Origin of the sequence: Adlercreutzia muris (assembly GCF_008831045.1) — a bacterium.
GTDB classification, from domain to species: Bacteria; Actinomycetota; Coriobacteriia; order Coriobacteriales; family Eggerthellaceae; genus Adlercreutzia; species Adlercreutzia muris.
On sequence record NZ_WAJS01000021.1, the window covers coordinates 1 to 17,320 of the forward strand.

9 protein-coding genes are annotated in these 17,320 nt (G+C 69.3%); 2 read left to right on the forward strand and 7 right to left on the reverse strand.

Annotation, left to right across the window (positions count from 1 at the left end):
- Positions 1-551: 551 nt before the first annotated feature.
- Together F8D48_RS07510 and F8D48_RS07515 are read right to left on the reverse strand one after the other, a co-directional pair.
- Positions 552-2,411, reverse strand: coding sequence for a DUF6320 domain-containing protein (locus F8D48_RS07510; RefSeq protein ID WP_205717353.1), 1,860 nt, complete (start codon positions 2,409-2,411; stop codon positions 552-554).
- Positions 2,384-3,400: an alpha/beta hydrolase gene (locus F8D48_RS07515; RefSeq protein ID WP_151430889.1), complete on the reverse strand. Its 1,017-nt coding sequence runs from the start codon at positions 3,398-3,400 to the stop codon at positions 2,384-2,386. The genes F8D48_RS07510 and F8D48_RS07515 overlap by 28 nt, the downstream gene beginning before the upstream one ends.
- 424 nt (positions 3,401-3,824) lie before the next feature.
- Between F8D48_RS07515 and F8D48_RS07520 the strand changes: the two genes are divergently transcribed.
- Entirely contained in the window at positions 3,825-6,014 is a 2,190-nt protein-coding gene (locus F8D48_RS07520; protein ID WP_151430891.1) for a HelD family protein, read from the forward strand.
- 33 nt (positions 6,015-6,047) lie between these two features.
- Here the strand turns inward: F8D48_RS07520 and F8D48_RS07525 are convergent, their stop codons facing one another.
- The 5 genes from F8D48_RS07525 to F8D48_RS07545 all read right to left on the reverse strand — a co-directional run bounded on the left by F8D48_RS07525 (position 6,048) and on the right by F8D48_RS07545 (position 11,487).
- Complete coding sequence (locus F8D48_RS07525) at positions 6,048-6,479, reverse strand: hypothetical protein (protein ID WP_151430893.1); 432 nt, start codon at positions 6,477-6,479, stop codon at positions 6,048-6,050.
- Between the two features lie 86 nt (positions 6,480-6,565).
- Positions 6,566-7,003: a LytTR family DNA-binding domain-containing protein gene (locus tag F8D48_RS07530; protein WP_151430895.1), complete on the reverse strand. Its 438-nt coding sequence runs from the start codon at positions 7,001-7,003 to the stop codon at positions 6,566-6,568.
- Positions 7,004-7,289: 286 nt separating this feature from the next.
- Positions 7,290-8,861 (reverse strand): C69 family dipeptidase, encoded by a 1,572-nt coding sequence (locus tag F8D48_RS07535; protein WP_151430897.1) that lies wholly within the window; start codon positions 8,859-8,861, stop codon positions 7,290-7,292.
- 192 nt (positions 8,862-9,053) lie between these two features.
- Positions 9,054-10,397, reverse strand: coding sequence for an MFS transporter (locus tag F8D48_RS07540; protein ID WP_151430899.1), 1,344 nt, complete (start codon positions 10,395-10,397; stop codon positions 9,054-9,056).
- 220 nt (positions 10,398-10,617) lie between these two features.
- Positions 10,618-11,487 (reverse strand): MerR family transcriptional regulator, encoded by an 870-nt coding sequence (locus F8D48_RS07545; protein WP_151430901.1) that lies wholly within the window; start codon positions 11,485-11,487, stop codon positions 10,618-10,620.
- 114 nt (positions 11,488-11,601) lie between these two features.
- On the opposite strand from F8D48_RS07545, the gene F8D48_RS07550 reads away from it, so the two are divergent.
- Complete coding sequence (locus F8D48_RS07550) at positions 11,602-17,010, forward strand: DEAD/DEAH box helicase (protein ID WP_205717354.1); 5,409 nt, start codon at positions 11,602-11,604, stop codon at positions 17,008-17,010.
- The last annotated feature ends 310 nt before the right edge of the window (positions 17,011-17,320 follow it).

A 17,320-nucleotide genomic window follows, 5' to 3' on the forward strand; every position in this document is an offset into this window, starting at 1 on the left:
AAGCGCGGGCGGGATGACGGGGCTCCCGAGGAGTACGGGTCCGGCATCGACTGGAACGAGTTCCACATGCCAACCCGGTACAGACAGTGAATAATGCTAAGAGCACACTTTTTGAGCCTTAACCCAACAAAAAGGGATCTGTCCTCGGATTAAAGGACAGATCCCTCGATCTGCGGTGCCACCTTTAATTGATCCGCCAAAGCGAACCCTCTCGTGAACGGGCCATCACCCGCTCTGCCTTTAACGCAGGCTCACGGTCCAGATACTCAGTGACGCGGAGACAAACCGCGGCAACCTTTCCCCTTTCCCTCGGCGATCCATTTACCCTCTGGCGTTCTGCGGGAATCTCAGCTGCGCCCGCTCTCTGTGAGTGCCCGGAAGGCTTGACCTTCGCCTCATCGGTTTAGGTGTATTCAATTGCTGGCCCGTACTTTAGCACAAGAACCTGATCGCGCAACCCCACAATTTGGCAAACGCCGCGCAGCGAAGGAGGCGAGGGGGCCGGGGCGGGGCTGGGTTAGTATGGTATGAAGTGGACGTTTCGTCCCGACCTATCCTAGGGAGAACAGCTTGTGCATTTCGGCGGCCAGCGGCTTGCGGGTAAGCAGTAGAAGGGCGGCCAGGAGCGCCACGGCAGCCGCGGCGGCGGTCCACGCCAGATAGGGCCAGGTGGTTAGGCCCGCGAGGGCCAGGGCGGCCGGTACGAGGCCGAGGACGAGCTCGTACAGCAGGTACTTCGCGTAGCCGCTCACGAATGAGCCGCGGTAGGCGATGAGCAGCACGGCGTTGAAGCTCAGGCCGAGCAGACAGAGCCCCGGCAGGGCGAAGGTGGTGACGAAGAGATTGCCCGTGGCGAGGAACCACAGGGCCCCCACGGCCAGAAGTACGAGGAAATACCGCTCCACCACCCGGATGAAATCGGGGGCGTGTACGATCATATTCCGCACGAACAGCCAGTTCAGGGCAATGGCGGCGCAGGGGAGAATCACGGCGGGCGCTCCAGCGCCCAAAGCCGCTCCGAGCAGGCCCGTGGCTATCATGCACAGCACGGTCAGCAGGAGCATCACCGTGCGCGCCCCGTTGCTTTTCCGCATGAAGGCGTTCGGCGGGAACACCGAGGGCTCCGGCGCCCGCTCGCGCGCCCGGCTGCACGCCGGCGAGCGATGGAGGGCGGCGGTGTCGCGGCTGGCGTTCAGATAGCCGGCGCACCCCGCGCTCTCCAGCACCTCCACGACCGCTCGGGCCACGCGCAGGCTCACAAAGCGGCTCGACATGCCCAGGGACAGGTCGTCGCCGTGGGTGCATACGATGAAGTTGAGGCCCGCCGTAGAGGTAAGGGCGCTGATGCCCTGCACGAAGGGGGCAGCGGTCTCGTCCATCGCCACGCGGCCCAGGCTGGATACGGTGGTGGTCACCTCCCGGGTCGTCTTCCAGGCGGCCAAGCCCAGGATGGCGTCCTTGACGAAGAGGGGCGCGGCGCGCAGGAGCGGATTCTTCTCTAGCTTGATCATGGCCATCATGCGGCGCTTTAGGGCCGTCGGCTCGGTGCCGGCGGTCAGCTGGCGCTGCACTTCGGCAGCCACGGCCAGCAGGGGCTCATCGGCGGTGCCGGGCGTGTAGGTGATGAAGGCGAGGCCGAAGAAGTTGCGCAGGGTGGCAGAACCGAAGAGGCTGCGCAGGTCGACGGGAACGTCCAGGTGGATGGCCCGATGCCGGTCGCGGGCCGTTATGGTGGAGCGCACGGCGCAGATGACTGCGGCGATGAGCAGGGATGTGACACTGACGCCGGCCTCCTTGGCCCGCTGGTGCACGGCACCGGCCGACAGGTGCAGTTCCAGGTACGTCGGCTCCCCGTCGGTCTTCCAGCCGTTGAGGTGGAAGACCCGCGGCTTGGCCGTGGCACCCGCCAGGCTGCGATCGTAGTTGGCCGAGAAGCTGTCTTCGGTCTTCTGGGGCTCGGTGCCGGCATAGGCGCAGGCCGGCCCGGGCGCGGCCCCATAGCGCTCGGTGGCGTAAAAGCCCACAAGCGCCTTCAGGAACTCCAGGCCGCCGCGCCCGTCCGAGATCATGTGGGACACTTCCACGTTGATGCGGCGACGGTAGTACGTCACGCGGAAGAGCACGCTCTTGGGGCCCGTGTGCAGGCTGTAGCAGATGGGCAGATGCTCCGGCTCTACCATCGGACGCGCCCCCGAGGGCTCCAGGTAATGCCAGAACATGCCGCTTCTCAGGGACACGTTGAAGCCGGGGAACAGCGCCACCGCGGCGTCGAGGGCCCGCTGCAGAGCGGCTGGGTCCACCTCGTCGGCCATGGTGGCCGTCAGGCGGAAGATGGTCTGGTCGGGGCTGCCGGCCTCGGCGGCGTAGAACTTCCCGACGTTGTCTAGTCGGTACCAAGCAGGGGCATCCATGGGCGCTTGCCTTCGGTGGGAATGTCGTCGCCGTCGAGGAAGTGGGAGAGGAGGCGGTAGGTGTCGCGCACGAGCGAGAGCACCGAGGGGTACAGGAAGTAGCCGTGCACGCCGTCGTACATGCGGAAGCAGGCCACCTCGCATCCCTCGGCATCGAGCCGGGCCGCGAAGGCCTCGCCCTCGTCGCGCAGGGGGTCGTACTCGGCGGTGATGACCAGCGTGCGGGGCATGTCGGCCAGCGACGTGGCGATGAGCGGGGCGAAACGGGAATCGTGGAAGTCGTCGGGCGTGCGCAGGTACAGCTCGATGTAGTCCACGATGGCCTGGCGGGTGAGGATGTAGTCCTCGCCGTTCTCGCGCACCGAATCGAACAGGGTGCTCTCGCTGTGGTCGTTGTAGGTGAGCGGATACAGCAGGATCTGCGTGCGGGGGCGGAACTCGCCGCGCTCGCGGGCCAGCAGGCTCACCCCGGCGGTGAGGTTGCCGCCGGCCGAGTCGCCCATGAGCACGATGTGCTCGGGATCGACATCGGGGATAAGCGCGCCGGCGAACAGGGCCCGGGCCACGGCGTAGCAGTCCTCCAGCGGCACGGGGAAGCGACACTCGGGGCTGCGGCGGTAGTCAACGGCGATGACCCGGCGCTCCAGCTTCAGGGCCGTGCGCATGCAGGCGTCGCTGTAGAAGTCCACATCGCCGTTGGCCCAGCCGCCGCCGTGGAGATATAGGATGGTGCCGCGGTGGTCCTCGTTCACGTGGAGTCCCGCCTTCAGCGAGAAGTCGATGTCGAGCGGGGTGAACACGCGCAGGGGTATCTCGTAGCCGTCGTCGGCGGTGGCAGTGATCTCGTCGATGCGGCAGCGCGGATCGGCGATGGTGAGCTTGCCGGCGGCGTCTTCCACCTTGCGCTGGGCATCCCACGAGGAGGCCACGTCGGGCTGCACGAGCGTGATGGCCTTTATCACGGCCTGGACCACGGGGTTCATGGGCATGGCTGCTCCTTTACTCGTTGACGGTGCGTAAATGATGAGGCCCATGCTAAGCGATAAGGCCTTCCGACGGCTACCGCCGGAAGGCCTTGGCATCAAACGGTTAACGGAGCGACACACGGCCAGTCTTTCGGATTCACGACGCGTGAATGCGCAGGGCCCGGTATACGCTGGTGGAGGCTGGCAGAAGACCCTGTGGCCCTCTGCCGGCAAGCCGATGGGCGCAGGTGGGAAAACGGGAGTCTGTGAACATCTTGTGGAGGTCGGCGTGCTGCGGCGATGCGGAGCGCGAAAGTGCCGCTAGCATAGCCTCCCCACCTTGACGTCGGTGTTTCTCACGCCTCCGACCTCTCAGGTTTCCCGAACGGGGCCGCCGCGGCCGAGCCGTTCGCATGAGATGAAACCTTGGAAGAGGAAGGAGCGGGATGTGACAGCGCCCACTACGCCCCTGCGGGCCAACGACCATCACCAGGCAAACGATATCGAAGAGGCGGAGCGTGCTCATCTTACGGCGGTGCTCGGACAGGTGCGCGTCGCCGTGGCGCGGTCCGGGGCCTTGGCCGCGCGCACCGAGGAGAGCCATCGGGAGGCTGGCGCGCAGCTGGCCGCCTCGCGCGGGGAACTTGCTCCGGAGGAGGCGCACCTGTCGGCCTTCGAGCTGAACCGCCTGGACGCCCAGGCCGCCGTGGCCGCCCGTTCGCACCGGCGCTTGGAGAAGCTGCTGGCCTCCCCCTACTTCGCGCGGGTGGATTTTCTCGATGGGGATGACGCGGCCGCGCGGGGAGCCGGCGCGGACCCCGATGCATCGGCCGGCCCTGACGCGGGCGGCACGGTGCCCGGTGGCGGCGCCCCCGAGGTGACCTATATCGGGCGATTCGCCTTCACCTGGGAGAACAAGGCCGTCGTATCCGATTGGCGCAGCCCGGTGGCGGCGCTGTTCTACGATTTCGAGCCGGGCCCCGCCGCCTTCCAGGCGCCGGCGGGCGAGCGACGCGGAACCCTGGTGCGCAAGCGGCAGGTCGCCGTGGAGGTGGGGCGGCTCGTCTACGCCGTCGATTCCTCGTCGAGCGTGCGCGACGAGGTGCTGGCCCAGGCGCTTTCCCGCTCGTCGGATGCGAAGATGCACGACATCGTGGCTTCCATCCAGCGCGAGCAGAACGCCGTCATCCGCGACGAGGCGCCGGGCACGCTCGTCATCCAGGGGGTGGCGGGCTCCGGCAAGACCTCCATCGCCCTGCACCGAGTGGCCTATCTGCTCTACCGCCAGAAGGAGCGGCTCTCCTCGCAGTCGGTGGCCATCCTGTCGCCGAGCCGGGTGTTCTCCGACTACATCTCGGGCGTGCTCCCGGAGCTCGGCGAGGAGCCGGTGCGCTCGTGGAGCCTGCACGAGCTGGCGAGCCTGCTTCTGGAGGGCATCGCGAAGGTGGCGCCCGCCCGCTCGTTCGCCGACGAGGCCGACGCCGTTCGCGCCGAGCGCGCCCAGGTGAAGGGCACCGAAAAGTTCGCGCAATCGCTCGCTGCGTGGCTCGACGGGCAGCTGGCTGCGGGCGGGGCGCTGTTCGAGCCGCACGACCTGCCCGTCGGCGGGGATGTGGCCGAGGCCGCGTGGCTTGCCGAGCGCTTCTCGGCCTACGCGCCCGTGCCCTTCGAGGAGCGGCTCGACCTCGTAGCGGGCGACGCCCTGGAGCTTGCCCACGGCAAGACCTTCGGCCGCTACGCCCACGCGATGCCGACTCGCCGCGAGCTGCGGTCGCGCCTGCTGCGCATGATGCGTGCGAAGAACCCGCTTGCCCTGTACCGGCGCTTTCTGGCTGACACGGGCCGAAGCGCGCTTCTCAAGATGGCAGCGAGGGGCACGGTGGAATGGGAGGACTCCTTCCCGCTCGTGCTGTGCGCCTGGGCCTTCCGGGGCGCCGACGGCTTTGCCGCCGCCGCGCCGGTGCGCCACCTGGTGATCGACGAGATGCAGGATCTGTCGCCGGCGGCCCACGAGGCCGTCTCGCGGCTCTTCCGCTGCGACAAGACGCTGCTGGGCGACGCGAACCAGCTCGTGGACGGTCGCGTTGCCGCCCCTCCCGAAACGGTGGCGGCCCATTACCCCGGAGCCCGCGTGGTGCGCCTCATGACGAGCTACCGTTCCACCTTCGAGATTACCGAGCTGGCGCGGCGCGTGCTGCCCGTGGGCGGCTTGGTGGCGGTCGAGCGCCACGGCGAGGATCCCCGCTTCGTGCGCTGCGGGGACACCGCGGGCATGCTGGCGGCGGTAGGTGCGGCGGTGGGGCGGTGGCGCGCGGCCGGGCGGCGCACGCTGGGTATCATCGCGAAGTCCGACTTTCTCGCCGCCCGCTACGCCGAGCTCATCGGCCGCGTCCACGAGGTTGCCCTGATCACCGACGAGACCGACACGTACCCGGGCGGCATCGTGGTCACCTCGGTGCGCCTGGCCAAGGGCCTGGAGTTCGACGAGGCGGTGCTGCTGGACGCCGACGGCCGCCAGTACGCCACCGAGGCCGACCGCCACCTCTTGTACGTGGCCCTCACCCGCGCCATGCACGGGCTGACCATCCTCTACCGCGACGAGCCGAGCCCGTTTCTCGTGGATGTCCCGAGGGGGTAGCGCCGGCCTGCGCCTCGGGCGAGCGCGGCGGCCCTATTCCCCGCGCTTCTCGCGGTAGCGGGCCAGGGCGGCGTCGAAACTGCCGACGGTGCGGCGGTAGTGCAGGGTGTAGCCGGCGGTGATGGCGCCCAGGGTGACCAGGTAGATGGCGGAGAAGGTGATCCAGGCTCCCAGGTTGTCAACGGGAAACCAGCCGCCCGCGGCCGCGCAGAGGGCGAGCACGGGCAGGGCCGTGATGCCGAAGCCCGCGATGCGCGCCGGGTAGCTCGGGCGGGTGAGCAGGGCCTCGGTGAACCAGAGCACCTGGAGCAGAGTGAGGGCGGCGCAGGCGGCGAGCAACGACAGCGTGATGACGATGCCCTCGACCGGGCCGGCGAAGGCAAGGCCGGCGACGCACCACAGGGCCATGGCGACGGTGAAGATCACGCAGGTGCGCGTGAAGGCGCTCTTTGCAAGGGAGTTCATGGGGTTTCCTTTCTCGAGGTCGCGCCGAGGACGCGGCGGGGGGGGGTAACGTGAAGTGGGCCGACGGGTTCGGGTCGCACCGCCCGTCACAGTCCGATCTTCTTCTTGATGGCCGGAGCGTATTGGCGCGAGGCGATGACCGATTCGCCGTTGGACAGCACTAGCTCCAGTCGGGCGTTCAGATAGGGGCGCAGGGCCCGCACGTGATCGAAGTTCACGAGCAGCGATTTCGATGCCCGCACGAACTCGGTGCCGGCGAGCTGGTCTTCCAGCCCGTAGAGTCGCAGGGGGCTCTCCAGCACCCGGTTGCGCCCGTAGAGGAAGGTGCGTCCGTCCACGGTTTCGGCGTAGAGCACTTCGGCGGCCTCTACGATGAAAGTGCTGCCATCGGCGGTGCCGACCAACCGACGATCGTCGGCGTTGGCGGCGGCCACAATGGCCCGCACGCGCCTGTCGATGACCGGGCAGCGGATATCCACCTCCACTTCAGCCAGGTCGCGCCTCTCTTCCAAAGTGAGTTTCACCGGTTCTCCTTTCCGTTCGCTCGACGGTGCCAGTGTGCCCCCGCGAGGCGTTTCGCGCAAGGCCGCCGGACGCCACTTGCACGAGCGGGGTCGTGTCTTGCAACGAAGGGCAGATGAGGGTGCTGCGAGCGCAAGGGGGCGCGCCGGCCGCAAGAAGGGGGAGTGACGAAAAAGGCGGCCGGCCCAGGTTCCGCGTGGGAGCGGGAACCTGGGCCGGCCTTGGGGGGTGCGTGCGGGTCGCGCAGTAGCGGGCCGGGGCGGCATTGAAGTGCCCCGGCGCCTTGACTCAGTGGTCGTTCATGTTGAAGGCGTTCTTCATGGCCACGGTGCGCTGGTCGAGCACGGTGCCCAGCAGGGAGCGGGTCTGGGCCTGCACCGAGTCTGCGAGGGCTTGGTTGGCGGCGGCCAGTTCCGCCTGCACCGCTGCGTCGTCCATGGCGTCCAGGCTCACCGTGCCCTCTTTGGCCAGCGCCATAAGTTTCGCGTCGGTCTCATGCAGCATCTGGTAGCCCTGGGCCATGGTGTTCAGGCGGTAGCCCTGGATGGGCTCGTAGCTCTCGAAGAACTGCGGGTCGGCGAGGCCGGCCACGAGGCGGTTGTTCCAATAGAGGCTGTCGGTCGTGACCGCGGTGGGCGTGTCCAGGTACGCCGGCATGGTCGTCACGTTCGCGTACATCGCCACGGCGGTGTTGAAGGGGCCGGACGCCGGTGCGAACCAGTGCACGCCGCGCAGGGCCACGGGCACATTCGGGCGGATGCAGAGCACCGAGCACTCAGAGGTGCGGTCGATGCCCACGTAGCGGTACTGGTGGCGCGTCTCGGGCGTGCCCTTGGTGCCGTAGGGGTCGTACTCGGTGCCGTCGTAGGTGGTGGCGAGCAGGTCCTTCACGTCGGAGGCGGACAGCTTCTTATCGGGGCGCAGGGCCCAGGGAATGTCCAGGCTCTCGGGTCCGAACTCAGGCGCCGGGCCCTGGAAGCGGGGGTCGGAGGGGGTCAGGCGACGGCAGAGGTACCACTTGCGCGGGGCGTTGTAGAGCTGGTCGAGCCAGGTATACGTGGAAAACGCGATGCGGGCGTTGAAGTAGCGCGGCAGCCCCTGTACGGTCTCGCCTGTGTCTCCCTCGTGGGCCGGCATGTCCATCAGCAGGTCGTGATCGCGGATCCACTGGGCCAAATCGGCGCTGCACATGTAGTCGTGCTGCTCGCCCAGGGCATCGGCCAGGTCGAAGTGATCGATGCCCTGGCGGTTCGGCTGCACCACGTAGCAGTCGTCGGGCACGCGGCGGGCGATCCAATGGTGGCCGCCGATGTTCTCCCAGTACCACACGTCGTCGGCATCGCCGAAGGCCACGCCGTTGGTCTCGTAGGTACCGTACTTTTCCACCAGCATGCCCAGCCGCTGCACGCCCTCCCGGGCGCTATGGATGTAGGGCAGGGTGATGGTGGGCAGGTTCTCCTCGCCGATGCCGCCGGGCACTTCGGGCTTGTAGTCGGCGTCGCCCGGCTTGCCTTGGGCCGGCTGGTACACCGCGAGCGGATCGGCGCCGAGCACCCGGGCGTTGGCGGAGATGGTCTCGGTGGCCGACATGGATACGTTCGCCGCGTTGATGCCGGTCTCGGCCCACACGCCGTTCGAGGGATCGGCGTGGGGCGTGCAGGTGTAGCGCAGGGGGTTGTCGGGCAGCTCGATGGTGAGGTGGTTGGCCACGCCGGTGTAGGTGCGCGGCTGGTCCTCGGGGTTCACGACGACGAGCTTCTTCGGGTCGAACGAGAAATCCTCGCCGTCCTCGTTGCGGGCGACGATGGTGGAGCCGTCGTTGGTGGCGAGGCGGCCGACGAGCAGGGTGGTGCATGCCATGGTATCTCCTCGGTTGTGGGCTTTTGTTGCTGTCCCCCATGGTGTGCCCGCCGCGACCGGGCCCGGCGGCTCGCGGCAAACTTGTTCGGAGACCGTTGCCAGATGGCTGCGCCGCCGATAGGGAAGGGAAAGAGGGACGGGGCCGCTCGAGCGCGGCCCCGGGATGCGAGGGGAACTTGGAAGCGCCGCGCTCTAGGCGCGCTCGGCCTCGGGGGCGAAGGGAATCGGATCGGGATGGGCCTTCTCCTCGTCGAGGTGCTTCAGGCTGTGGGTGTTGAGGGCCCACAAGGTGATGAGCATCCAGCAGCCGGCCAGACCAAGGGCGGCGGCCGACACGCCCAGGCTCTCTACCACGAGCGAGGTGGCGAACACGGCCACGGGAGCAGCGGCCAGGGTAAGAGAGTTCTGGGTTCCCAGGGCGCTTCCGCGGTTCTCGGCCGGAATGCGGTCGAAGATGAAGAAGCCGAGCAGGGCCGAGATGGGGCCGGCGGACAGGCCCAGGACGAGGGCGCTGGCTATGAGCAGCGGGAACGAGGGCAGAAGGCCCAGGCCCAGGATTCCCGAGGCCATGCCGGCGAGCGATAGGACGTACCAGGTGCGACGGCGCAGCTTGTGGGCCATGGCCGCGTAGCCCAGCGAGCTGGCGAGCATACCGGCGGACATGGCCGACAGCACGTAGCCGAGCAGCTCCGGTGTCTGGGCGGCGGTGAAGTGCACGGGCAGCACGAGGCCCTGGAGCGATCCCATCACCATGACCACGCCGAAGCTGATGAACATCGAGGAGCGCAGCAAGGTGTCGCTGGCGAACAGCACGCGCACTCCGTCGCGCAGGGCGTGCCACGCGCCGGATACCAGGCCGCGCGGCGGCTGGCTGCTGGCGGGGGCGGTCGCGGAGGCATCGGCGACCGCGCCGTGCACAGCACCGAGGGAGCGGGGTAGGGTGAGGGTAACGAGGGCTGCGGCCAGCGACATGGCGGCGGTGAACCACAGGGCGTTCACGCTGCCCACGAACCCCATGAGGAAAGCGGCCAGGGCCGGCCCCACGATGACCACGAGGGAATCGAGGGATTGGGTCAGCCCCATGAACTTCTGCAGGCTGCGATTATCGCGCTCGCACACGGCCGGCACGAGGGAGTCGCGGGCGGTCATGCCGGGGATGTCGCCGATGGCGCCCAGAAGGCCGAGGGCGACGAACCATCCGAAGGACAAGCCCCAGATCGTATCGACGATGGGCAGCAGAGCTACGCTGGTCGCCGATAGGATGTCGGAGACGATGGACACATTGCGGCGGTTGAAGCGGTCGGTGAGCGCCCCGCCGATGAGGCCGATGAGGAACTGGGGCACGGCGCAGATGAGCGCCAGCGTGCCGGCGGCCAGGGCATCGCCGGTGGTGGCGAGCAGCACAAGCGGCAGGATGACGCCGGCCACGGAGTTGCCGAGTAGCGAGCACGCGCAGGACAGCAGGTAGCGCGGGGCGACCTTGCGGGGACGATGGGGCGGTCGGGCTGTGCGGGCCACGGGGGCGGCGAGGGACATGCGGGGCCTTTCTCGAAGGGGCAGATGCGTTCGAGAAAGAAGTAAAAACTATGACGCAACGTCGGGGTCAACAGCCCCCACGGCTCCCATGAAGGAGTTGTGAAGAGAGCGGGGCGGGGAGGGGTATGCCCCGCTCTCCTTCCGGCCCCTTGGGCGATCCCCAAACGCCTTTTGTTCCAGCTGGGGCGGGCAAGGGCCGGGTAACGCGGCGCGCGGGCCTCTACGCGCTGCGGGGTGCGGTGCCGCCGGCTTCAGTGGTGCCGCCGGCTCGCTCTGCGCGCACGCGCTCGGCCATGATGGCCTCGATACCCTGCCCGATGCGGCCGTAGACGTCCTGCTGGGTCGGGTTGTTCCCCTCGAAGGCGATCTCGTCCAAGAATCGCTCCCGGTCGGTGGAGGGGCGCAGCCAGTTGGCCGTGTCGAAGCAGGCGATGACGGGGGCCAGGGTCTCGAGGGACTCGTCGACGAGCGCGGCCCGTTCAAGCTCGGGGGCATCGGGCGCGAGGGCGCCTAGGCGCTCGTCGAGTTGTTCCAGGGCCTGCACCAGGTTCTCACCGGCAATGCACTCGATGACGCGCTCCAATTCGCCGAGCTCATCGTCGTCGTAGAGGTGACCGGCAACGATGAGGGCGGTGCGGTCAGCGGGGCTCGCGTCGGTGAGCGTGTCGACGCCCGGCAGCATGCGCAAGATGCGGGCGAAGCGCACAGGCAGATCGGGATCGAGGTTCTCGGCGCGCAACTCGGCGATGGTGCGACGCTGCTCTTGCAGGCGCTCGATTTCCAGGGCCAGCTCGCAATCGAGCTCTTCCAGGGCGCTCATCGGCGACGGCGCGGTGCCGGTCGTGGTGCTCCCGGTGTTCGGATCCGCCTTCGGCGCGTCCATCTCCTCGAGGACGGAGCCGATGCGGGCCAGGGGAAAACCCAGCGAGGCGAGGCGCTTGATGCGCAGGACCCGGGCCACGTCGGCGGCGGTGTAGTCGCGGTATCCGTTGTCCGATCGCGGGGGCTCGGGCAACAGCCCCAGGCTGTGGTAGTGCCGCAGCGTGCGCACCGATACTCCGGCCAGCTTCGCCACTTCGTTGCTGCGCATGCATCCTCCCTTCCGCCAGGCCCCTTATCTTAGCGCGGTTTCCCTATTCTGGGAAATCGGTTGCGGGCCGTTTCGTTCTATAATCTTCATCGACGAACAGAAAAGGAGGCCATGATGGAAGAGGGCGAGCGCTTGGCGTGGTTTGAGGCGATGGCGTCGTTCTCCGAGCCCGTGCGCACGTGGTTCGCTGACACGTTCGGCGCGCCCACGGCGGTGCAGGCGCGTGCCTGGAACGCCATCGCCCGGGGCGAGAACACGCTCGTGATCGCGCCGACGGGTTCGGGCAAGACGCTCGCGGCGTTTCTGTGGGCCATCGACGGGCTCATGGGTCAGAAGGCGGCCGCAGCGGCACGGGGGGAGAAGTGGCCCCGGGGCGTGCGCGTGCTGTACGTATCGCCGCTGAAGGCCCTCGGTGCCGATGTGGATCGCAACTTGCAGGGCCCCCTGACGGCCATCTCCGCGCTCGTGGCTGCCGAGGCGGCGCGCGACGGGGCGAAAGCTCCCGAAGTGCGCACAGCCATGCGCACGGGCGACACCACAGCCGAAGAGCGCCGCAAGATCGCGCGCAATCCGCCCGACATTCTCATCACGACGCCCGAATCGCTCTATCTCATGCTCACGTCCCAGGCCTGCGAGGTGCTGCGCACGGTGGAAACGGTCATCGTGGACGAGGTACACGCCCTGGCCGGCGACAAACGGGGTGCCCACCTGTCCCTGTCCCTAGAGCGGCTGGACGATCTGCTGGAGCAGCCGGCCCAGCGCATCGGACTGTCGGCCACGGTGCGCCCCCGCGACGAGATCGCCCGTTTTCTCGGCGGCGTACAGCCTGTTACGGTGGTGGCCACCGAAGCGCCGCCCAGCCTTGATCTCTCGGTGCGGGTTCCCGTACGTGACATGACGGCGGTGCCCACCTACGACGGGTTCAAGGGCGCCGGCGACGGCCCCGTTCACATCGGAAGCGCTCCGCGACGGGCGGCCATCGAGACCGCCTGGAAGTCCGACCGGGCCCTGCGAGCGGCCATGGCCGAAGGGCCCGCCCCTGCGGCTCACCCCGATAGCCGCGTGGGTATGGCCTCTATCTGGCCGCATATCGAGGCGGCCATCCTCGACGAGGTGCTGGCCCATACCTCTACCATCGTGTTCGTGAACTCCCGCGGCCTGTGCGAGCGGCTGACGGCGCGCTTGAACGAGCTGTACGCCAAACGCCTGGGGCTGGACGGCCCCCGCTCCGAGGTGGCCGGCTACTGGTCGGCTACTGGCAGCGCCGGTGCCGAAGGGGAGGGTTCGGCACCCGCGCCGTCGGTGCGCGGTATCCCCACGGGCGTCGACGCCATGGTCACGGCCCCGGGGTCGGGCTTCCGCTCGGATATCGGCTCCACCACGGCCCTCGTCACCACGCCCTCGGTGGTTATCGCCAAGGCCCATCACGGCTCGGTGTCCAAGGAGAAGCGCCTTCAGGTGGAACGGGAGCTGAAGGCCGGCGAGCTGCCCTGTGTGGTGGCCACCTCCAGTCTGGAGCTCGGCATCGACATGGGTTCCATCGATCTGGTGCTGCAGGTGGCCGCGCCGCCCTCGGTGGCCAGCGGGCTTCAGCGGGTGGGCCGTGCGAACCACCAGGTCGGTGGTCGGTCCCTCGGCATCATCTACCCCCGTACTCGGGTGGAGGTGCTCGACGCGGCGGTGATGGCCGCCGGCATGGAGGCCGGTGCCATCGAGAGCACCTTCATGGTGCGCAACGCCTTAGACGTGCTGGCCCAGCAGACCGTGGCCGCCGTGGCCATGGCCCCCGACGGGCTGTCGGCCGACGCGTGGCTCGCCACGGTGCGGCGCTCGGCCTGCTACACCGATCTGGGCCGCCGCTCCTTCGAGGGCGTCCTCGATATGCTGGCCGGCCGCTACGGGTCCGGGGAAATCGCCGAGTTCGCTCCGCGCATCCTGTGGGATCGGGAGACGGGGCTCTTGAAGCCGCGCCCCGGTTCGCAACGGCTGGCGGTAACCTCGGCGGGCACTATTCCCGATCGGGGCATGTTCTCGGTGGTGCTGCCCGAGGGCGACGGGCGGCAGGGGCGCCGGCGCGTGGGGGAGCTCGACGAGGAGATGGTGATGGAGTCGCGGGTGGGTGACATCATCGCGCTTGGCACCAGTACCTGGCGCATCCAGGAGATCAGCGCCGACCGTGTGATCGTGGAGGCGGCGCCGGGACGGGCGGCGCGGCTGCCCTTCTGGCACGGTGAGGCCATCGGGCGCCCCTACGAGACGGGTCGCGCCCGCGGTGCTCTGGTGCGGGCCGCCGAGGGCGCTCTCGTCCGAACGGGGGAGGCCCCGGAGGGGGCGTCGTCTTCCGGCGGGAGCGTGCTCGGTGCCTCGGTAGATGCAGAGGCCCTCAAGGCTGTCGTGTCGGCGGCTCTGGACGAGGATGCCCGGCGCAACCTGGGGGCGCTCGTCGCGGCCCAGCGGGAATGCACGGGCGCCGTTCCCACGGATCGGCGGCTCGTGGTGGAGCAGTGCACCGACGAGACGGGGGACTGGCGGGTCATCCTGCATTCCCCCTTCGGGCGCCGGGTGCACGAGCCCTGGGCTCTGGCCGTGGCCCATCGCATCGCCACCACTCTGGGATTCGATCCCCAGGCCTCGGCGGCCGACGACGGCATCTTGCTGCGCGTGCCCCTGAGCGAGGAGGGCCTGCCCGGGCCGGAGCTGTTCCTCTTCGACCCTGACGAGCTGGAGGCCATCGTGCGGGAGCGGGTGGGGTTCACGGCCCTGTTCGCCGCCCGCTTCCGCGAGTGCGCCGCCCGGGCCCTGCTCGTGGCTCCCACGGCCCCGGGCAAGCGGGCGCCGCTGTGGCAGCAGCGCCTAAAGGGCGGCCAGCTGCTGGAGGCGGCCCGCCAGGAAGAGGACTTCCCCATTATCCTGGAGGCCATGCGCGAGTGCCTGCAGGATGTGTTCGACCTGCCGGCCCTGCGGGAGGTCATGGGCGGCTTGCAGGCGGGAACCATCAAGATCAGCGAGGCCCGCACCACGGTGCCGTCGCCCTTTGCGGCGCCGCTCGTGTTCGGGTACTTGGGCGAGCATCTCTACGAGGGCGACCTGCCCCACGCCGAGCGCCAGGCGTCGCTTCTGGCCGTGGACCCGGCCCTGCTCAGCGAGCTTCTGGGTGGCGGCACGGTGGAAGAGGTGCTGGATGAGGCCGTGGTGGCCCAGGTGGGGGCCGAGTTGCAGCGCACGGCTCCGGGCTGGCGGGTGCGCGGCGCCGAAGGGGTGGCCGACCTGCTGCGCGAGCTGGGACCGCTCACGGTGGAGGAGGTCGCCTTGCGTGCGGTGCCGGTGGGCACGGCGAAAGCCAAGGCGACGCTCGACGATGTCGGTGGCGAGTTGTCGGCGGGGAATGCCGCGGCGCCCCCGTTGGCAGACGTTCTTGTCGAGGGAGACGAGACGGTCTGCGGCGATGTTCCCGTGGCACCTGCTGCAGACCCGGCAGCCGTCAGGGCGCTTTTGGAACAGCTGGAGACCGAGCGCCGGGCGTTCCCGGCGCTGATCGGCGGTGAAGAGCGTTGGGTCGCGGCCGATGATGGAGCGCGATTGCGGGCGGTGCTGGGCTTGGCGGTGCCCTCTTGGGCTGCGCCGTTGCCGGCAACCGAGGGCGGGGCTTCCCCGTCGGCCTCGGCGGCCGCATCGGCAACCGCTTCCGGGGCAGCTTCCTCGGGTGTCGTGGCCGCAAAGCCCCTCGACGGGCTGGTGGCGCGCTTCGCCCGCACCCATACGCTGTTCGACGGCGAGGCCGTAGCTACAGGGCTGGGGCTCGGGGCGGCGCTGCTGACCGAGTCGCTGGAGCGGCTGACGGCCGCCGGTCGTCTCGTGCGCCTCGGTCACGACCGCTGGGCCGATGCCGGGGTGCTGCGGCGGCTGCGCTCCCGCTCCCTTGCCCGGGCGCGGGAGGCCGTGTGCCCCGTTGGCTCCGATGCCTACCTGCGCTTCCTCTTGCAGCGCCAGGCCGTCGCCGCCTCTGGCGAGGCGCCGTTGGCGGGCATCGACGGTGTGGCCCAGGTGATCGCCCAGTTTGAGGGCGCCTACCTGCCCATGGCCCTGTGGGAGTCCACGGTGCTGCCCCTGCGCGTGCCCGATTACCGTCCGGCCATGCTCGATGAGCTCATCGCCAGCGGCGAGGTGCTCTGGGCCGCCTCCACGGTGGGAGAGGAACATCTCGTGGCGTTCTTCCCGACCGATTCACCCTTGGCGCCCCTGCCCATCGACGAGGCGTCGGGCGTGGCTGCCTCCCTCGTGCCCGAGCCGGGGGAAGAGTCGCGGGGCGGGAAAGTGCCGACGGGAGAGGGTCGGGCCAACCATGCGGCTCGCGAGGCGGGGCCGATGGCGGTAACGGGAGGGGAAGGCTCGCAGGACTGCGCGGACCTTGCACCGGTTGCCGCTGTGGTGCGCCAGGTGCTCGTGGCCCAAGGGCCGGTAACCTTTTGCGCTCTCGTGGACGAGACGGCCCGTCGGATGGAGCCGGCGGTGCCGGCCCAGGGCGAGGTGGCCGAAGCGCTGCAGCGGCTCGTCTGGGCCGGGGCGGCTACCAACGACGGCCTGGGCTTTCCCCGGGCCGGCGGTCTCGCAGTGCCGTCTGCGGCCGCACCCTCCGTCGGTCAGCAGCCGCCCTCTTCCCGACGGCGGGCAAGCAGCCGACGCGGGCGCTCGCTGCGTTCCGAGATGCGGGCCCAGGCCCGGGCCACGGTGGTGGCCCGTCAAGGGGCGGCCCTGGCTTTCGGCGCCGCTCTGGCCGGTCGCTGGTCGGCCTTGGCACCGACGGCCCAAAGCTCCACGGTGCAGGCCGTGGCCCTGGTGGAATCGCTGCTCGATCGCTATGGAGTGGTAACTCGCGATATAGCCCTGGCCGCCGGGGTGCCCGGCGGCCTCTCGTCGCTCTATCCCGTGCTGCGGGCCATGGAAGATGCCGGCGAGCTCATCCGCGGCATGTTCGTGGAGAGCATGGGGCCGGCTCAGTTCGCCGCGCGGGAGACCGTGGAGGTGCTGCGGGGCTTCGCCGATGCTGCGACGGCTTCCGAGGGCGGCGGGGCGGCGGGGCGGCCCTTGTCCCTGGCGGTGCTGCCGGCCGATGACCCGGTTTGCCTCCTGGGCGCGGGCATTCCCTGGCCCGAGGTGATGTGGACGGCGGCCGGGTCGGCCCCGGCTGTGGAGGCGGCCCTGGTGGCAGCCAAGCCGAGCCGCCGCGAGGGCGCCCTCGTGGTGCTGGCCGACGGCGCCCCCGTGCTCTGGGCGGCCCCGCGCCTGAAGTCGCTGCTGGCGTTCACCACCGACGAGGCGGTTCTCGCTGCGGCTACGGAGGCCCTGGTGGCTTTCGTGGCCGCATCACTCAAGCGGGACGGTTCGGCGGCCATGCGGCGCAAGATCATCGTGACCTACTTCAACGGGCGCGATGTGCTCGATACTCCGGCGGCTCTGTGGCTCCAGCGGGCGGGGCTCGTGCGCCTGCCCGATGGCCTGCGCCTGTACGCGAGCCCCTTCTAGGTTAGCGGGCGGACAGAAAAAGCCTCCCGCGTCTCTCTCGGGACGCGGGAGGCTTCGTTGGGAGGCCGCGCGATCCCCTGAAACGCGCGGCCTGTGGAGTATGCGGAAAGGAAGCGGGCGGCGGCCAGAAAGGAGAGCCGCCGCCCTCGGGCACCCGCGAGTTGCCCCGACGGGTGCCCGCAAAGCCCTTGGTGGAGGCGGGACGGTCGCGGCCTCAATGGCCCCAAAAAGGCCGTGCCGTTTGAAGTCCGCCTCCAAGAGGAACAGCGTCCACTATAGGGGGCCGGCCGCCAGAGCGCTATCGTCGCTC

Excerpts from the sequence above, each read along its gene's own strand:
- F8D48_RS07510 (WP_205717353.1), bottom strand. The coding sequence starts at position 2,411 with ATGGATGCCCCTGCTTGGTACCGACTAGACAACGTCGGGAAGTTCTAC.
- F8D48_RS07515 (WP_151430889.1), bottom strand. The coding sequence starts at position 3,400 with ATGCCCATGAACCCCGTGGTCCAGGCCGTGATAAAGGCCATCACGCTC.
- F8D48_RS07525 (WP_151430893.1), bottom strand. The coding sequence starts at position 6,479 with ATGAACTCCCTTGCAAAGAGCGCCTTCACGCGCACCTGCGTGATCTTC.
- F8D48_RS07535 (WP_151430897.1), bottom strand. The coding sequence starts at position 8,861 with ATGGCATGCACCACCCTGCTCGTCGGCCGCCTCGCCACCAACGACGGC.
- F8D48_RS07540 (WP_151430899.1), bottom strand. The coding sequence starts at position 10,397 with ATGTCCCTCGCCGCCCCCGTGGCCCGCACAGCCCGACCGCCCCATCGT.
- F8D48_RS07545 (WP_151430901.1), bottom strand. The coding sequence starts at position 11,487 with ATGCGCAGCAACGAAGTGGCGAAGCTGGCCGGAGTATCGGTGCGCACG.
- F8D48_RS07550 (WP_205717354.1), top strand. The coding sequence starts at position 11,602 with ATGGAAGAGGGCGAGCGCTTGGCGTGGTTTGAGGCGATGGCGTCGTTC.